The organism is Stenotrophomonas sp. 86428_Sma, from assembly GCF_056481585.1.
Genome location: NZ_CM151156.1, coordinates 4,260,283 through 4,275,393 on the forward strand (window position 1 = coordinate 4,260,283; position 15,111 = coordinate 4,275,393).

The window sequence follows — 15,111 nt, forward strand, 5'->3', positions numbered from 1 at the left end:
GGCTCAGCGCCCGCGCTTGCCGAAGCGCACCGCGTCCAGCAGCACGAATACCAGCGGCCACAGGCCCATGCCCAGCAGCGGTGCCCACCAGTACGACCACGGCAGGGTCGGCTCATCCACCACGATGTGAACCAGCGCGCTGACGATGCGGTCGTTGAACAGCAGGCCGCCGATGGCCAGCATCTGCTGGGACATCGGGAAGAAGCGGATGCGGGCGCGGAAGCGCTGCAGGATGAAGGCCAGCATCACCAGCCGCAGCGCCTGTTCGCCGAGTACACCGCCGTACAGCAGATCGGCGATGACGCCACTGGCGAAAGCGACGCCCAGGCCGACACGCTCAGGCGCTTCAATCACCCAGTACGCGAGCACCAGCGCCAGCCAGTACGGGCGCAGCGGCTGCAGCAGCGCCGGCAACGGCAGCAGGCCCAGCAGCAATGCCACCACCAGGCTGGCCGGCAGCACCCACGGATTGTCGCGCAAGCGGCTCATCGCTGGGCCTCCGGCGTGGTCGGTTGCCGGCCAGCGGCCGGCACTACCGTCGCCGACCCAGCATCGGGTGGAGAGCCCCCCTCTTGTTGAGGGGGGCGCGCTGAAGGCGCGGGGGTAAGGTGGGATGCCCCCCCGGCAGCCTGGTTTGCCGAAGGCAAACTTGGCTGAAGCAATTCGCTGGCCGCAGGCAAGCGAATTGCTGCGCCCGGGCGCAGCAGCAGCACGTCGCGGCCGCGGTCCAGCTGCGCCGCCGGCTTCAGTTCGCCGACCAGGAAGGCGTGCGTGTCGTCCGGGCGCAGGCCGGTGATGGTGCCGACCGGGAACCCGGCCGGGAAGCGGCCACCGAGGCCGGAGGTGACGATCTCATCGCCCACTTCCACGCCGGCGCTGAGCGGGATGTCGCGCAGCTCCAGCTTGTCGCCGCGGCCGTAGACGATCAGGCGAACGCCGTTGCGGGCCACGGTGACCGGCACCGCGTGGTCGGGGTCGGTCAGCAGCAGCACGGTGGAGGTACCGCCGGTGACGCTGATCACCTGCCCCATCAGGCCACCGGCATCGATCACCGCCTGCCCGACGTGCACGCCTTCGCGGCTGCCGGCGTCGAGCACCAAGCGCTGCTTCACCGGGTCCAGGTCGATATCCAGGATCGGCGCCAGCTGCACGTCCAGGCCACTGCGCTCGGCCACGTTCAGCAGTTCGCGCAGCTGGGCGTTGTCCAACGCGGCGGTCTGCAGGCGGGTCAGGCGGGCGTTGGCCAGCAGCAGCTGGTTGCGCAGTTCACGGTTCTCGTTGACCAGCTGGCCGTGGCTGGCCGCCGAGTCCTTGACCTGGTTGCCGAGCTTGCCCGGCAGTCCCGCCAGTGCCCATACCGGCTGCACCAGGCTGTTGGCCTGCCCGCGCAGCTGCGCAAGCCAGCCGGCCTGGTCGTCAAGCACGATCAGGGTGATGGCCAGTGCGAGATAAGCCAGCAGACGCAGCGGGCTGGCGGCATCACCGGATCGGGAAGCAACGGGAGGTCCGGCGTAGGGCGGCACGGCAACGATTCAACTGGCAGAAGGCGGAAGGGAAACACGCGGACGCCCCGCCGGTGCCGGCCTACCCTCATGGTGGGCCGCACCCCGGAGGGGCGCTGCGGGCGCAGGCAGCCGGGACGGCTTATTCCGGCGCAAAGAACTCGTTGCCGTGCATGTCGACCAGCTCCAGCGCACGGCCACCGCCGCGGGCCACGCAGGTCAGCGGATCGTCCGCCACCTGCACGTGCAGGCCGGTTTCCTCGGAAATCAGGCGGTCCAGGTCACGCAGCAGGGCGCCACCACCGGTCAGCACGATGCCGCGCTCGGCGACGTCGGCGCACAGTTCCGGCGGGGTCTGTTCCAGCGCCAGCTTGACCGCGCTGACGATGCCCGACAGCGGCTCGTGCAGGGCTTCAAGCACCTCGTTGGAGCTGATCTTGATCATCTTCGGCACGCCCTCGGCGAGGTTGCGGCCGGAGATTTCCATCTCGATCACTTCCGCCTGCGGGTAGGCGCAGCCCAGCTCGACCTTGATGCGCTCGGCGGTGGCTTCGCCGATCAGCATGCCGTGGTTGCGGCGCACGTAGTTGGTGATCGACTCGTCGAAGCGGTCGCCGCCGATGCGGACCGAGGCCGAATAGACGATGCCGTTGAGCGAGATCACCGCAACTTCGGTGGTGCCGCCGCCGATGTCGATGACCATCGAGCCACGGGCTTCGGTGACCGGCATGCCGGCGCCGATCGCGGCGGCCATCGGCTCTTCGATCAGGAACACATCACGGGCACCGGCTTCCTCGGCCGATTCCTTGATCGCGCGGCGCTCGACCTGGGTCGAGCCGGCCGGCACGCAGACCAGCACGCGCGGGCTCGGGCGCAGCACGCGCGACTTGTGCACCTTCTTGATGAAGTGCTTGAGCATCGCCTCGGTGTAGGTGAAGTCGGCGATGACGCCGTCCTTCATCGGGCGGATGGTGGTGATGTGGCCCGGGGTACGGCCAAGCATCTGCTTGGCTTCGGCGCCTACGGCTGCCACCGAGCGGGTACCACCAATGGCACGGTCCTGGCGCACGGCCACGACCGACGGCTCGTTCAGCACGATCCCCTGCCCGCGCACGTAGATGAGGGTGTTGGCCGTGCCCAGGTCGATGGACAGGTCGTTGGAGAACATGCCACGGAGTTTCTTGAACATCTGAGGAAGGAGTCCTGAGGGGTGTCGTGCCCGCCGCGGGATGGCGAAAAAATGGGCAGAAATCGAGGCCGACAAGCCTAGCAACCCGCCTGCCGCCGAGCAAGGAAAAAACTAGCTGAACCCGCGTCTTCACAGGCTTTCGGCCTGATCGGGTCTCACCCGGTTCTGGCCCTGAGCGGCACCAGCGGGTAACCTTTGCGCCGTCGGGCGCCCAAGGGCGCCGTTTGCTTGCCCGCCGAACCGGGCCGGCCCACCCCAAAATTCACCGCATAGGCTTACATCGATGTCCGCTCTGATCTGTGGTTCTCTTGCCTTCGACACCATCATGGTGTTCCCGGACCAGTTCAAGAATCACATCCTGCCGGACAAGGTGCACATCCTGAACGTGTCCTTCCTGGTGCCGCGCATGCGCCGCGAGTTCGGCGGCTGCGCCGGCAACATCGCCTACAACCTGCACCTGCTGGGCGGCCAGCCGATCCCGATGGGCACCGTGGGTTCGGACTTCGGCCCGTACCGCGAATACTTCGACGGCCTGGGCATCGACCTGTCGCGCGTGCGCGTGATCGATGAGCTGTTCACCCCGCAGGCGTTCATCACCACCGACCACGACAACAACCAGATCACCGCCTTCCACCCGGGCGCGATGATGCGCTCCTACGAAAACCACGTGCGTGGCGTACCGGGCGTGACCCTGGGCCTGGTCGGCCCGGACGGCCGCGAAGGCATGATCCAGAACGCGCAGGAATTCCACGAAGACGGCATTCCGTTCATCTTCGACCCGGGCCAGGCCATGCCGCTGTTCAACGGCCCGGAGCTGCGCGCCTTCATCGACCAGGCCGACTACGTGGTGGTCAACGACTACGAGTCGAACCTGCTGCAGGAACGCACCGGCTGGGACGAGAAGGAGATCGTCAGCCGGGTCAAGGCCTACATCACCACCCGCGGCCCGAAGGGCGCGGTCATCCACACCCCGGAAAAGAGCTACGACATCCCGCCGGCGCACGAGCGCCGCGTGGTCGACCCGACCGGCTGTGGCGACGCCTTCCGTGCGGGCCTGATCTACGGCATCCAGAAGGGCTACGACTGGCTGACCATCGGCCGCATGGGCAACCTGATGGGCGCACTGAAGGTCGAGCACCCGGGCACGCAGAACCAGCGCTTCACCTTCGATGAGTTCAACGAGCAGTTCAAGCAGCAGTTCGGTTACGCGCTGGGCGCGTAAGCCGAACTGCCCGCGCACCCGCTCGGTAGGTGTCGACCTTGGTCGACACGCTGTGCCTTGGTAGGTGTCGACCTTGGTCGACACTGCCGGCCAGCGGCCGGCACTACCCCTTCTGCTGCCAGGCGGCCAACAGGTCGCGGCAATCGGCGAAATGCCAGTCGGCACTGCCCGGCCACGGGTTCTCCGGCAGATTGACCAGCACGGTGTGGGTGCCCGCGGCGCGGCCGCACTCCAGGTCATAGGCGTGGTCTCCGACCATCACCGCCTCCGCAGCCCCGATTCCCCAGCGTCGAAGATGCTGCTGCAGGCCATCCGGCGACGGCTTGGGCACCGCTTCATCGCGGCCAATGATGTCGGCATCGTCGAACAGCTCCCCGACCCCGATCGCGTCCAGGGTCAGCTTCGCCAGCGCATGGTCGTTGCGGGTCAGGATGCCCAGCCGGCAGCCCGCCGCCGCCAGCGCGCGCAGCAGCTTCACCGCGCCCGGTGCCGGCAGCGCGTCCTCGGCCAGCGTGCGCTCGTGTTCCAACAGCCACTCACGCTTGGCCTGCGCCGATGCGTCCGGCAGCGCCGCGATGTGGTCGAGGATGTCTTCCTCCGCGGCGATCTGCAGCGCGCGGCGGATCGCGGCGAAGTCATGCACGGCCACCGTCAGCGTGCCGTCCATGTCAAACACCCAGTGCCGGATCGCGGACAACGCGTGCACTGCGCTGCCCGCCGCAACCATCACTGCCACCACTGCGGCATGCGGCTGGCGTCGACACCACCGGTTTCGAACACGGCGGTACGCGTGCCGCCGGCCTTGACCGGGAACTCGATGCTGATCGACTTGCCCTTGCGCGCCAGCTTCCACAGCGCCTTCTGGTCGGTGATGAACAGCGCGATGGCTTCATCGGTCTTCGGGCGCCAGGCCGCCATCGACACCGGCTTGCCGTCGTCCACGGTCACCTTCACCGTGCACTGCGGGCAACGGAAATCGCCGGCCTGCAGCACCAGGTAGGCATGCCGCTTCCACTCCGGATGATCGCGGAACACCAGCTGCACCGGCTTGGCACCGCTGCCATCCACGTCCACCCGTTCCTTGCTGTAGATCTGCGCCGAGACCTGGTTGCCCTTGTTGCCCACCGGGATCTGGTTGTACTGCCACAGCGCCTGCATGCGGCGCAGGTCGCGCGCAGCATCGCCCTTGGCCTTGACCTCGTCGAAGCCGGCGGCGATGCGCTCGGCGGCGGCGGTGTCCTTGTACTGGTCCAGCAGCGAGGCGCCATGCAGGCGCGCACGCTCCCAGTCCTGTGCGGCCACGGCCATGTCGTACTGCTTGGCCACGTCTTCGGCCTTGGCTTCCTTCTGCGCCTGCACGGCGGCTGCGGCGGCTTCCTGCGCCCTGCGCTCTTCCTCGGGGTTGCTGCAGGCAGCCAGGGCCAGGGTACAGGCGGTGAGCAGGATCAGTCGTTTCATGGCGGAGGTCCTTCGTGTTTTCGCATATCTGTAGAGTCGAGCTTGCTCGACTGCTGTTGAAGAGCCAGTCGAGCAAGCTCGACTCTACAAAAAAAGCGCCGGGGGATGCCCGGCGCGTTTTCTTACTTGGCTTCGGCCTTGGCCAGCATGTCCTGGACCGAGGCGGTGGTGATCGGGTGGTAGCCCGGCTTGGCCTTTTCGAAGGCCTGCTTGGCCAGCTCCAGCCCCTTCGGAGTTTTCACCAGTTCGGCGTAGATCGGCAGGATCAGCTTGCGACGGCCGACGCGCTCGATGAAGGCGGCCGCGCCTTCATTGGCCTGCTCGTAGCCGCTGCGGATCGCCAGCGGGTACCAGCGCATGGCGATTTCGCCATTCGGGGTGCCGGTGAAGTGGAAGGCCTTGTCCAGCGTGGCCAGCTTGTCCAGCGGCTGGGTCGCGCCCAGGCCGTCGATGAAGCGCACCCATTCCTGCGTGCTCCAGTCGGCGATGACCTGGCTGCTCGGCACGGTGCCGGCGCTGGCAAAGGCGATGCGCGCGGTATCGACGCTGCTGAAGTTGCGCGACTGCGCCTTGGCCGCGAACGCCGGGATGCCCGGCTCGTCCAGCCACGCCTTCAGTTCGGCCTCGGTCACTGCCGACGGGTTCTTCGGCAGCAGCTTTTCCTTCATGTAGGCAACGAACTGGTCGGTGTTCGCGCTCTGGAAGGCGTGGTCATCGAACCAGCCACGCAGGAACGGATCGAAGGTTTCGCGGCCGAAGCGCTGCTCCAGGAATTCCAGGAACCACGAACCCTTGACGTAGGCGACCTGGCTGAGGGCTTCGTCGGGGTCACGCTCGTTCAGCGGCAGCAGCGCCAGCGCCTGGTCGGCCGGGCTCATGTCCTTCACTTCGGCCAGCAGGTCGGTCTGGTCGATCTGCTTCTCCATCTCGGCCATTTCCTTGCCGTACAGAGCTTCGGTGATGCGGCCCTGGACGTAGGTGGTGAAGCCTTCATTGAGCCAGATGTCCTTCCAGCTGGCGTTGGTCACCAGGTTGCCCGACCAGCTGTGCGCCAGTTCGTGGGCGACCAGCGAGACCAGCGACTTGTCACCAACGATCACGGTCGGGGTGGCGAAGGTCAGGCGCGGGTTCTCCATGCCACCGAACGGGAACGACGGCGGCAGCACCAGCATGTCGTAGCGGCCCCAGCGGTATTCGCCGTACAGCTTCTCGGCGGCACCGATCATCTTCTCGGTGTCTTCGAATTCCTTGGCGGCCTTGTTGACCATGGTCGGCTCGGCCCAGACGCCGGAGCGGCCGGAGATCGGCTCGAACACCAGGTCGCCGGCCGCGATGGCCAGCAGGTAGGACGGAATCGGCTGCGGCATCTTGAAGGTGTAGTCACCGTCACGCGCGGCCTTCGGATCGTTGTCGGCGCTCATCAGCACCATCACGTCCGGGCGCGAGACCACGTGCGCGCTGTAGGTGAAACGCACGCTCGGGGTGTCCTGCAGCGGCACCCACGAACGGGCGTGGATGGCCTGCGACTGGCTGAACATGAAGGGCAGCTTCTTGCCCTCGGTCATCGACGGTGCCAGCCACTGCAGGCCCGAGGCGGTCGGCGCGGTGTGGTAGGTCACTTCCACCTTGGCCGGCTGTTCCGGGGCTTCGATGGTCAGCTTGCTGCCGAACACCTTGTCAGCGGCGGCCAGCTCGAACTTCAACGGGCTGCGCGCGCCATCGGCAGCGACGGCCTCGACCTTGGACACGGTCAGCTCGCGGGTGTCGAGCACCAGCTGCTTGGCGTCCTTCTGCTTCCATTCCAGGGTGTAGGTGGCGGTGCCGCCGATCTGCTTCTGGTCGAAGTCCAGCTTCAGATCCAGCGCGATGTCCTTGATGACGACCTTGTCCGGCTCGGCGTACGAGCTTTCGTCGTGGCTGCGGTTCTCGGCGTTCACGGGGGCGGCGGGGGCCTTGGCGGCAGTCGGGGCGGCGGCGGGTGCAGCCGCCTCCTGGGAGCAGCCGGCGGCCAGGGCCACGGCCAGCGGAAGGAGCATCAGCGGATTACGCATGAATCGGGACCGTTACGGGGATCAGACCCCCAATGGTAACTCCCTCCGGCTCCGCAGGCGTTGCGCGGTGCGGGGTAATGGCGGCCGGGGCCGATCCTGCGCCTCCGGCGCATGCCAACCAAAGTTGGCCTCTACCGGAATGGCGGCGGACGCGGTACGGGCGGCCGGGGCTGCGCTGCGCCTCGGGCGCATGCCAACCAAGGTTGGCCTCTACCGGAATGGTGGCGGACGCGGTACGGGCGGCCGGGGCTGCGCTGCGCCTCGGGCGCATGCCAACCAAGGTTGGCACCTATCAGGGCAGGGCTTACAGCTTGTAGCCGGAGTGGATCGAAACAATGCCGCCGGTCAGGTTCTTGTAGTGGCAGCGCTCGAAGCCGGCCTGCCCCATCATCGCCTTCAGTTCGTCCTGCGGCGGGTGCTTGCGGATGCTCTCGGCCAGGTACTGGTAGCTGTCCGAATCGTTGGCGAACAGCTTGCCCAGCTTGGGCAGGATCTTGAACGAGTGGAAGTCGTAGATCGGCTTGAACCAGTCGGCGGTGACTTCGGAGAACTCCAGCACGCGGGCCTGGCCGCCCACCTTCAGCACGCGGTACATCTCGCGCAGGCCAGCGTCCTTGTCGGTCACGTTGCGCAGGCCGAAGGCGATGGTGACCAGGTCGAAGCTGTTGTCCGGGAACGGCAGGGCTTCGGCGTTGCACTGCACGTAGTCCAGGCCGAGCACCAGGCCGCGGTTGGTCAGGCGGTCACGGCCGACCGACAACATGCCGGCGTTGATGTCGCCCAGCACCACCGAGCCCTCGGCGCCAACGCGCTCCTTCAGCAGGGCGGCGATATCGCCGGTGCCGCCGGCCAGGTCGAGCACACGGTCGCCCGGCTTCACCTGCGCGGTCGCCACGTAGTAGCGCTTCCACGCCCGGTGCACGCCCAGGCTCATCAGGTCGTTCATCAGGTCGTAGTTGCGCGCGACCGAGGTGAACACCTGGCCGACCAGCTTCTGCTTGTCCTTGGCGGCGACGTCGCGGAACCCGAAATGGGTGGTACCGGCTTTGTAGGGGGATTCGCTCATGGCCCCGATTATCGCACCGCCGGGGGCCAGCGGCACCCCCTGCCCGTATCATGGCGGGCCACGACTTACCGGAGCCCCGCATGATCACCACGCCCGACTACCAGGCCCTGCTGCAGACCGCCATCGCCGAAGCCCGCCAGGGCCTGGCCGAGGGCGGCGTGCCGATCGGCGCGGCGCTGTACCACAACGACGGCCGCCTGCTCGGCTGCGGCCACAACCGCCGCGTGCAGGAAGGCGACCCGTCGGTGCACGGCGAAACCGATGCGTTCCGCAAGGCCGGCCGCCAGCGCCGCTACCAGGACACCATCATGGTCACCACGCTGGCGCCTTGCTGGTACTGCTCGGGCCTGGTGCGCCAGTTCAACATCGGCACCGTGGTGGTGGGCGAATCGCGCACATTCCAGGGCGGCATCGACTGGTTGCGCGAAAACGGCGTCAACGTGATCGACCTCGACAACCAGGAATGCGTCGATCTGCTCGGCGGCTTCATTGCGCAGCATCCCGAGATCTGGAACGAAGACATCGGTGAATGAGCACCACGCAGTGTGCTGTTGAACCCGCTTAATGAACGCTTCAGTGCCGGCACGCCCTAGTGCCGGCAGCGTTTGCGGCGCCAGCCGTGAACCCGCGCACAGTCAGCCGTGCCCCGTGCACACGCTGCGGTAACACCCCGCCCCAGCGTCGCGCCTAGGGTGGGGCTACCGGGACCTTCCTTCCCCGGCGGAGCCAGCCATGTGCGCGCACGCCGTACGCCCCACGCCCGACCCGATCCTTGACGCCATCCGCAAGCGCCTGCAGCAGCAGTTCGCGCTGCATCAGCGTGGCGCCCGGTTCTGGACCGCTTACCAGGGCCTGCAGCTGGAACTGGTGCGCGGCCATCCGCTCGAACACGAACGCCTCTGCAATGCCATGGCCGACATGGCCGAAGAGATGGGCGCGGTCGAGCATGCGCAACTGATAGGCAATCGCAACGCCGGCTGCACATCTCCCTGACGCGGTATCCACCGGGGTCCGGGCCACACTGCGATGAACCCCCACTCCCATCCACTTCAACCGATTGGATCGACATGCACGCCGAAGTCCCCACCATTCCCCCGGTCATCAATGTTGACGCTGAGCTTGACCACTGGCGCCGCCAGCATGCCGACGGTGCATTGGCGCACAACTCGTTCGGCTCGTACGTACCGTGGATCAAGTTCGCTTGCGATTCGCTGATCACCCAGCCGCGCGCCAGCAATGCGCAGCGCGACGAGATGTTCCAGACCCAGTACGCCCTGCAGATCATGCCGCGCCTGAGCGAAGCCCAGGCCCGCGAATTCGTCGACCGTTGCTGGCAGCACGTCTACCAGACCAGCCCGGTGCGCCTGCAGGACGCCCCGCGCCTGCGCGCCTGAGCTGCACAGCCCCTGCACGAGCCGCTGCCGATCATCCTCGTCACCTGAGTGGGACGACGACGATGAAAGCACGCAACCTGTTCAATACGATCGCCAAGAAGGCCGCGGCCGCCACCGGCTCGCCGTGGACCTTCCTGGCCGCGGTAGCGATCGTGGTGATCTGGGGCATCAGTGGCCCGGTATTCGGTTTCAACGACACCTGGCAGCTGGTGATCAACACCGGTACCACCATCATCACCTTCCTGATGGTGTTCCTGATCCAGCACACGCAGAACGCAGATACCGCCGCGATGCAGATCAAGCTGGACGAGCTGATCCGCGCGACGGCCGAAGCCAACAACGAACTGTTGGATCTGGAAGAACTGGACGAGGAGCGGCTGGAAGAGATCCGGCGCGAGTACGAGCAGATGGCGCGCGAAGCTGGCGACGCGCTGGCGCGTGTGCGCGCCTGCCATGCAGCGCGGCGCGACGATGAAGCGGTGTAACGGTAGCGCCACCTGCTCTGGTAGGTGCCAACCTTGGTTGGCACGGATGCGTCAGCGCATGCGGCCGGCATTGTGCCAACCAAGGTTGGCACCTACCAGAAGCACTGCTTACCCGCGCTCGTGCCAGCCGCCGCCCAGCACCTTGTACAGGGTGATGCGGTTGGCCTGCTGGGCCAGTTGCGCCTGCAGCTGGGTCTGCTGCGCGTTGTAGGCGGTACGGCGCGCATCAAGCAGGGTCACGAAGCTGTCCAGGCCAGCGTCGTAGCGTGCCTGCGACAGGCGGTTGGCCTGTTCGGCCGCTTCCACCAGGCGCTGCTGTGAACTCACCTGCTCATCCAGGCTGACGTTCAACGCCAGCGCATCGGCGGTTTCGCGGAAGCCCACCTGGATCGACTTCTCGTACTGCGCCAGCGCAATGTCACGGTCCGCATTGGCGATGGCCAGATTGGCGCGCAGCTTGCCGCCCTGGAAGATCGGCAGCGTGATCTTCGGCAGGAAGCTCCACACGCGGGTGCCACTGTCGAACAGGTTGGACAATTCGCTCGAACCACTACCGATGCTGCCGGTCAGCGAGATGCTCGGGAAGAACGCCGCGCGTGCCGCACCGATGTTGGCGTTGGCCGCCAGCAGCTGGTGTTCGGCGGCCATGATGTCCGGGCGCTGCAGCAACACGTCGCTGGGCAGGCCGGCCGGCGGCGGTGCCAGTGCCAGCAGCTGCGGTTCGATGCTGTCCGGCAGCAGTGCCGGATCCAACTGGCCACCGGCCAGCAGCGCCAGCGCATTGCGGTCCTGGGCCAGCTGGCCACGCAGGCGTGCAGCATCCGTACGTGCGGTCTCGACCAGGGTACGGGTCTGGGTCAGCTCCAGCGCCGAACTGCCACCACGCTCGTGGCGGGCCTCGGCCAGCCGCAGCGAATCCTCGTAGGTCTTCAGCGTGGCATCGGCGATCTTCAGCCGCTGCGCATCAGCCCCGTAGGTCAGCCACGCCGTGGCGGTCTCGGCCACCAGGCTCAGCTGCGCGTTGCGGCGGTTGGCGGCCACGGTGAAGTACTGCTGCAGCGCCGCTTCACTGAGATTGCGCACGCGGCCGAACAGATCCAGCTCGAACTCGGCTACGCCAACACCGGCGGTGAACTGCTCGGTGACACCGGCGTCGGTACCACGGCGGTCCATCTGGCCGGTGACGGCCACGCCGGGCACACGGTCGGCGCGCTGTACGCGGTACTGGCCGCGCGCGCGTTCAACGTTGAGTACGGCCACGCGCAGGTCGCGGTTGTTCTGCAGCGACTGGTCGATCACCTGCTGCAGGCGCGCATCGGTGAAGAAGTCGCGCCAGCCGACGGCGGCGACATCGGCCACCTCGCCCTGCGCGGCCTCGGCCGGCCACTGCGCCGGAATGGCCGGAGCAACGGCGGTGTTCTTCGGCACCAGGGTGGAGCAGCCGGCGAGCGCGAGCGCGGCGGCAATGGAAAGAAACAGGGATGCACTTTTCATGGGAATGACTTCCATCGGTACTGCCGGATGGCAGGAGGTAGTGCCGGCCGCTGGCCGGCAACCTCGTTGGATTCACATCACGCGGGCAGTAGGTGCCGGCCAGCGGCCGGCACTACCGTTTCAGGTCACGTCGTGGACTTGCGCTTGAACACGCGCTGCACCACCACGAAGAACAGCGGCACGAAGAACACGCCGAGCACGGTGCCGACGATCATGCCGCCAAGCACACCGGTGCCGATCGCCTGCTTGGCACCGGAGCCGGCACCGGTGGAGATTGCCAGCGGCACCACGCCCATGCCGAAGGCCAGCGAGGTCATCACGATCGGGCGCAAGCGGTCGCGCACGGCGTGCATGATCGACTCGATCAGGCTGGCCCCCTTCTCCAGGTTTTCCTTGGCGAACTCGACGATCAGGATCGCGTTCTTGCTGGTCAGGCCCACCGTGGTCAGCATCGCCACCTGGAAGTAGATGTCGCGCTCCAGGCCCTTGAAGGTGTTGGCCAGCACCGCGCCGAGGATACCCAGCGGGGCCGCCAGCAGCACCGCGGTCGGCACGCTCCAGCTTTCATACATCGCGGCCAGGCACAGGAACACGATCATCAGCGACAGCGTGTACAGCAGCGGCGTCTGCGAGCCGGCCTGGCGTTCCTGGTAGGACATCGCCGTCCACTCGATGCCGAAGCCCGCCGGCAGCTGCTTGGCCAGCTGTTCGATCTCGGCCATGGCGTCACCGGACGCGACACCCGGGGCCGGTTCGCCCTGGATTTCCATCGCCGACACACCGTTGTAGCGTTCAAGACGCGGCGAACCGTAGTCCCAGTGCTTGGTGGCGAACGCGCTGAACGGCACCATCTCGCCCTTGTCGTTCTTCACGGACCACAGATCGAAGTCCTCCGGCACCATGCGGAACGGCTGGTCGGCCTGCACGAACACACGCTTGACGCGGCCACGATCGACGAAGTCGTCGATGTACGAGCTGCCCCATGCGGCGGCCAAGGTACCGTTGATCTGGTCGATCGACAGCCCCAGCGAGGTCGCCTTGGCTGCATCGATGTCGATGCGGAACTGCGGCGTGTCTTCCTGGCCGTTCGGGCGCACGTTGGCCAGCTTCTTGCTGCCGGCGGCGAGGCCCAGCAGCTGGTTGCGCGCGGCCACCAGTGCCTCGTGGCCCTGGCCGCTGTTGTCCTTCAGGAAGAAGGTGTAGCCCGAAGCGGTACCCAGTTCCGGAATGGCCGGCGGCGGGAAGGCGAAGATGAAGGCATCCTTGATCTGGCCCAGTGCCGCCATCGCGCGACCGGTGATCGGCATCACGCCATTGTCGGCGTCACGCTCGCTCCAGTCCTTCAGCTTGACGAATGCCATGCCCGCGTTCTGGCCCATACCGGCGAAGCTGAAGCCCTGCACCGAGAACACCGAGTCCACCGCATCCTTCTCGTTCTGCAGGAAGTGGTTTTCCAGTGCCGCGATCGATTCCAGCGTACGTTCCTGGGTGGCACCGACCGGCGCCTGCACCAGCGCCATCAGCACGCCCTGGTCTTCGTTGGGCAGGAACGAGCTGGGCAGGCGCACGAACAGCACGCCCATCAGCACGAACAGTGCCGCCACGATACCCATGAAGCGCCACGGACGGTGGATGATGCCGCGCACGCCGCGCTGGTAGCTTTCGCTGGTGCGGTCGAAGCCGCGGTTGAAACCATTGAAGAAACGACCGGACCAGCCCTTGTGTGCGACGTGGTGCTCACCCTTCTTCAGCGGCTTGAGCATGGTCGCGCACAGCGCCGGGGTCAGCACGATCGCGACCAGCACCGACAGCGCCATCGCCGAAACGATCGTGGCCGAGAACTGGCGGTAGATCACGCCGGTGGAGCCGCTCATGAAGGCCATCGGCACGAACACCGCCGACAGCACCAGGCCGATACCCACCAGCGCGCCGGTGATCTGGCCCATCGACTTGCGGGTGGCCTCAAGCGGCGACAGTCCTTCCTCGGACATGATGCGCTCGACGTTCTCCACCACCACGATGGCATCGTCCACCAGCAGGCCGATCGCCAGCACCATCGCGAACATGGTCAGCATGTTCACCGAGAAGCCCAGCATCGCCAGCACGCCGAAAGTACCCAGCAGCACCACCGGCACGGCGATGGTCGGGATCAGGGTGGCGCGGAAGTTCTGCAGGAACAGGTACATCACCACGAACACCAGCACGATCGCTTCGATCAGGGTCTGCACCACGCCCTTGATCGACACGCGCACGAACGGGGTGGTGTCGTACGGGATCTCGGCCTTCAGGCCGGCCGGGAAGAAGCTCTTCATGTCCTGCAGCGCGGCATCCACGCCGGCCGCGGTATCCAGCGCGTTGGCGCCGGTGGCCAGGGTAACCGCCAGGCCGCTGGCCGGCTGGCCGTTGTAGCGGGTGACGAAGTCGTAGGACTCTGCACCCAGTTCGACGCGGGCGACATCGCCCAGGCGCAGTTCGGCACCGTCCTGCGCACCGCGCACGATGATGTTGCGGAACTGTTCCGGGGTCTGCAGGCGCGACTGCGCATTGATGGTGGCGTTGAGCTGCTGGCCCTTGATCGACGGCGCGCCGCCGAGCTGGCCGATGGCCACCTGGGCGTTCTGTGCCTTGACTGCTGCGGTCACTTCCGCAACCGACAGGCCATAGGTATGCAGCTTGTTCGGGTCCAGCCAGATGCGCATGGCGTACTTGCCACCGAACACCTGGATGTTGCCCACGCCCGGCACGCGGCTCAGACGGTCGACGACATTGGAACCGACGTAGTCGGCGATGTCGTTGGCGTCCATGCTGCCGTTCTCGGACACGAACGCAATGACGTTCAGGAAGCCCGAGCTGGACTTGGCCACGTTGATGCCCTGCCGCTGCACTTCCTGCGGCAGCAGCGGCATGGCCAGCTACAGCTTGTTCTGCACCTGCACCTGGGCGATGTCCGGGTTGGTGCCGCTCTCGAAGGTCAGGGTGATGGTGGCCTGGCCGTTGGACGAGCTGTTGGAGGAGAAATAGATCAGGCCATCAAGGCCCTTCATGTTCTGCTCGATGATCTGCGTCACCGAGTCCTCGACCACCTTGGCCGATGCACCCGGGTAGGTGGCGCTGATTTCCACCGCCGGCGGTGCGACGTTGGGGTACATCGAGACCGGCAGCTTGAACAGGGCCAGGCCGCCGGCGAGCATGATGATGATGGCGATCACCCATGCAAAGATGGGTCGATCGATGAAAAAGCGTGCCATGG

13 protein-coding genes and 1 pseudogene are annotated in these 15,111 nt (G+C 66.5%); 5 read left to right on the plus strand and 9 right to left on the minus strand.

The features are described from left to right. Nucleotides 1-3: 3 nt before the first annotated feature. The 3 genes from mreD to ACZK3J_RS19550 form a co-directional block, all read right to left on the minus strand. Complete coding sequence (gene mreD, locus ACZK3J_RS19540) at nucleotides 4-489, minus strand: rod shape-determining protein MreD (RefSeq protein ID WP_049463232.1); 486 nt, start codon at nucleotides 487-489, stop codon at nucleotides 4-6. Then, a complete protein-coding gene (mreC, locus tag ACZK3J_RS19545; RefSeq protein ID WP_107433307.1) occupies nucleotides 486-1,523 on the minus strand; it encodes a rod shape-determining protein MreC in 1,038 nt (345 codons plus the stop codon). The genes mreD and mreC overlap by 4 nt, the downstream gene beginning before the upstream one ends. A gap of 121 nt (nucleotides 1,524-1,644) precedes the next feature. After that, on the minus strand, nucleotides 1,645-2,691 hold the full coding sequence (locus ACZK3J_RS19550; protein WP_005419402.1) for a rod shape-determining protein: 1,047 nt from the start codon (nucleotides 2,689-2,691) through the stop codon (nucleotides 1,645-1,647). A 283-nt stretch (nucleotides 2,692-2,974) separates the two neighbouring features. Between ACZK3J_RS19550 and ACZK3J_RS19555 the strand changes: the two genes are divergently transcribed. Further along, nucleotides 2,975-3,913 (plus strand): carbohydrate kinase family protein, encoded by a 939-nt coding sequence (locus tag ACZK3J_RS19555; protein WP_049463230.1) that lies wholly within the window; start codon nucleotides 2,975-2,977, stop codon nucleotides 3,911-3,913. Between the two features lie 103 nt (nucleotides 3,914-4,016). Here the strand turns inward: ACZK3J_RS19555 and ACZK3J_RS19560 are convergent, their stop codons facing one another. From ACZK3J_RS19560 to ubiE, 4 genes are all read right to left on the minus strand, one after another. Beyond that, on the minus strand, nucleotides 4,017-4,640 hold the full coding sequence (locus tag ACZK3J_RS19560) for an HAD family hydrolase (protein ID WP_049463235.1): 624 nt from the start codon (nucleotides 4,638-4,640) through the stop codon (nucleotides 4,017-4,019). Beyond that, on the minus strand, nucleotides 4,640-5,371 hold the full coding sequence (locus ACZK3J_RS19565) for a hypothetical protein (protein ID WP_478476192.1): 732 nt from the start codon (nucleotides 5,369-5,371) through the stop codon (nucleotides 4,640-4,642). Before ACZK3J_RS19565 ends, ACZK3J_RS19560 begins: the two co-directional genes overlap by 1 nt. 122 nt (nucleotides 5,372-5,493) lie before the next feature. Next, nucleotides 5,494-7,422: a M1 family metallopeptidase gene (locus tag ACZK3J_RS19570; RefSeq protein ID WP_478476193.1), complete on the minus strand. Its 1,929-nt coding sequence runs from the start codon at nucleotides 7,420-7,422 to the stop codon at nucleotides 5,494-5,496. 304 nt (nucleotides 7,423-7,726) lie between these two features. After that, a complete protein-coding gene (ubiE, locus tag ACZK3J_RS19575) occupies nucleotides 7,727-8,488 on the minus strand; it encodes a bifunctional demethylmenaquinone methyltransferase/2-methoxy-6-polyprenyl-1,4-benzoquinol methylase UbiE (RefSeq protein ID WP_005411082.1) in 762 nt (253 codons plus the stop codon). Nucleotides 8,489-8,568: 80 nt separating this feature from the next. Here ubiE and ACZK3J_RS19580 point away from each other — a divergent pair, with 80 nt between their 5' ends. The 4 genes from ACZK3J_RS19580 (at nucleotide 8,569) to ACZK3J_RS19595 (ending at nucleotide 10,367) form a co-directional block, all read left to right on the plus strand. Then, nucleotides 8,569-9,021, plus strand: coding sequence for a nucleoside deaminase (locus tag ACZK3J_RS19580; RefSeq protein WP_049399252.1), 453 nt, complete (start codon nucleotides 8,569-8,571; stop codon nucleotides 9,019-9,021). Nucleotides 9,022-9,220: 199 nt separating this feature from the next. Then, entirely contained in the window at nucleotides 9,221-9,481 is a 261-nt protein-coding gene (locus ACZK3J_RS19585) for a hypothetical protein (RefSeq protein WP_049399251.1), read from the plus strand. Nucleotides 9,482-9,555: 74 nt separating this feature from the next. After that, the gene (locus tag ACZK3J_RS19590) at nucleotides 9,556-9,882 is read left to right on the plus strand and encodes a hypothetical protein (protein ID WP_049463228.1); all 327 of its coding nucleotides are present in this window, start codon (nucleotides 9,556-9,558) and stop codon (nucleotides 9,880-9,882) included. Between the two features lie 62 nt (nucleotides 9,883-9,944). Next, entirely contained in the window at nucleotides 9,945-10,367 is a 423-nt protein-coding gene (locus tag ACZK3J_RS19595) for a low affinity iron permease family protein (protein ID WP_032129005.1), read from the plus strand. A gap of 108 nt (nucleotides 10,368-10,475) precedes the next feature. Here the strand turns inward: ACZK3J_RS19595 and smeF are convergent, their stop codons facing one another. Next, nucleotides 10,476-11,876 carry a multidrug efflux RND transporter outer membrane subunit SmeF gene (gene smeF / locus ACZK3J_RS19600; protein ID WP_478476194.1) on the minus strand — a complete coding sequence of 467 codons (1,401 nt, stop codon included), beginning with the start codon at nucleotides 11,874-11,876 and terminating at the stop codon, nucleotides 10,476-10,478. A 110-nt stretch (nucleotides 11,877-11,986) separates the two neighbouring features. Next, nucleotides 11,987-15,109, minus strand: a pseudogene (smeE, locus tag ACZK3J_RS19605) (multidrug efflux RND transporter permease subunit SmeE). Between the last annotated feature and the right edge of the window lie 2 nt (nucleotides 15,110-15,111).

Excerpts from the sequence above, each read along its gene's own strand:
- mreD (WP_049463232.1), bottom strand. The coding sequence starts at position 489 with ATGAGCCGCTTGCGCGACAATCCGTGGGTGCTGCCGGCCAGCCTGGTG.
- ACZK3J_RS19550 (WP_005419402.1), bottom strand. The coding sequence starts at position 2,691 with ATGTTCAAGAAACTCCGTGGCATGTTCTCCAACGACCTGTCCATCGAC.
- ACZK3J_RS19555 (WP_049463230.1), top strand. The coding sequence starts at position 2,975 with ATGTCCGCTCTGATCTGTGGTTCTCTTGCCTTCGACACCATCATGGTG.
- ACZK3J_RS19560 (WP_049463235.1), bottom strand. The coding sequence starts at position 4,640 with ATGGTTGCGGCGGGCAGCGCAGTGCACGCGTTGTCCGCGATCCGGCAC.
- ACZK3J_RS19565 (WP_478476192.1), bottom strand. The coding sequence starts at position 5,371 with ATGAAACGACTGATCCTGCTCACCGCCTGTACCCTGGCCCTGGCTGCC.
- ACZK3J_RS19570 (WP_478476193.1), bottom strand. The coding sequence starts at position 7,422 with ATGCGTAATCCGCTGATGCTCCTTCCGCTGGCCGTGGCCCTGGCCGCC.
- ubiE (WP_005411082.1), bottom strand. The coding sequence starts at position 8,488 with ATGAGCGAATCCCCCTACAAAGCCGGTACCACCCATTTCGGGTTCCGC.
- ACZK3J_RS19580 (WP_049399252.1), top strand. The coding sequence starts at position 8,569 with ATGATCACCACGCCCGACTACCAGGCCCTGCTGCAGACCGCCATCGCC.
- ACZK3J_RS19585 (WP_049399251.1), top strand. The coding sequence starts at position 9,221 with ATGTGCGCGCACGCCGTACGCCCCACGCCCGACCCGATCCTTGACGCC.
- ACZK3J_RS19590 (WP_049463228.1), top strand. The coding sequence starts at position 9,556 with ATGCACGCCGAAGTCCCCACCATTCCCCCGGTCATCAATGTTGACGCT.
- ACZK3J_RS19595 (WP_032129005.1), top strand. The coding sequence starts at position 9,945 with ATGAAAGCACGCAACCTGTTCAATACGATCGCCAAGAAGGCCGCGGCC.
- smeF (WP_478476194.1), bottom strand. The coding sequence starts at position 11,876 with ATGGAAGTCATTCCCATGAAAAGTGCATCCCTGTTTCTTTCCATTGCC.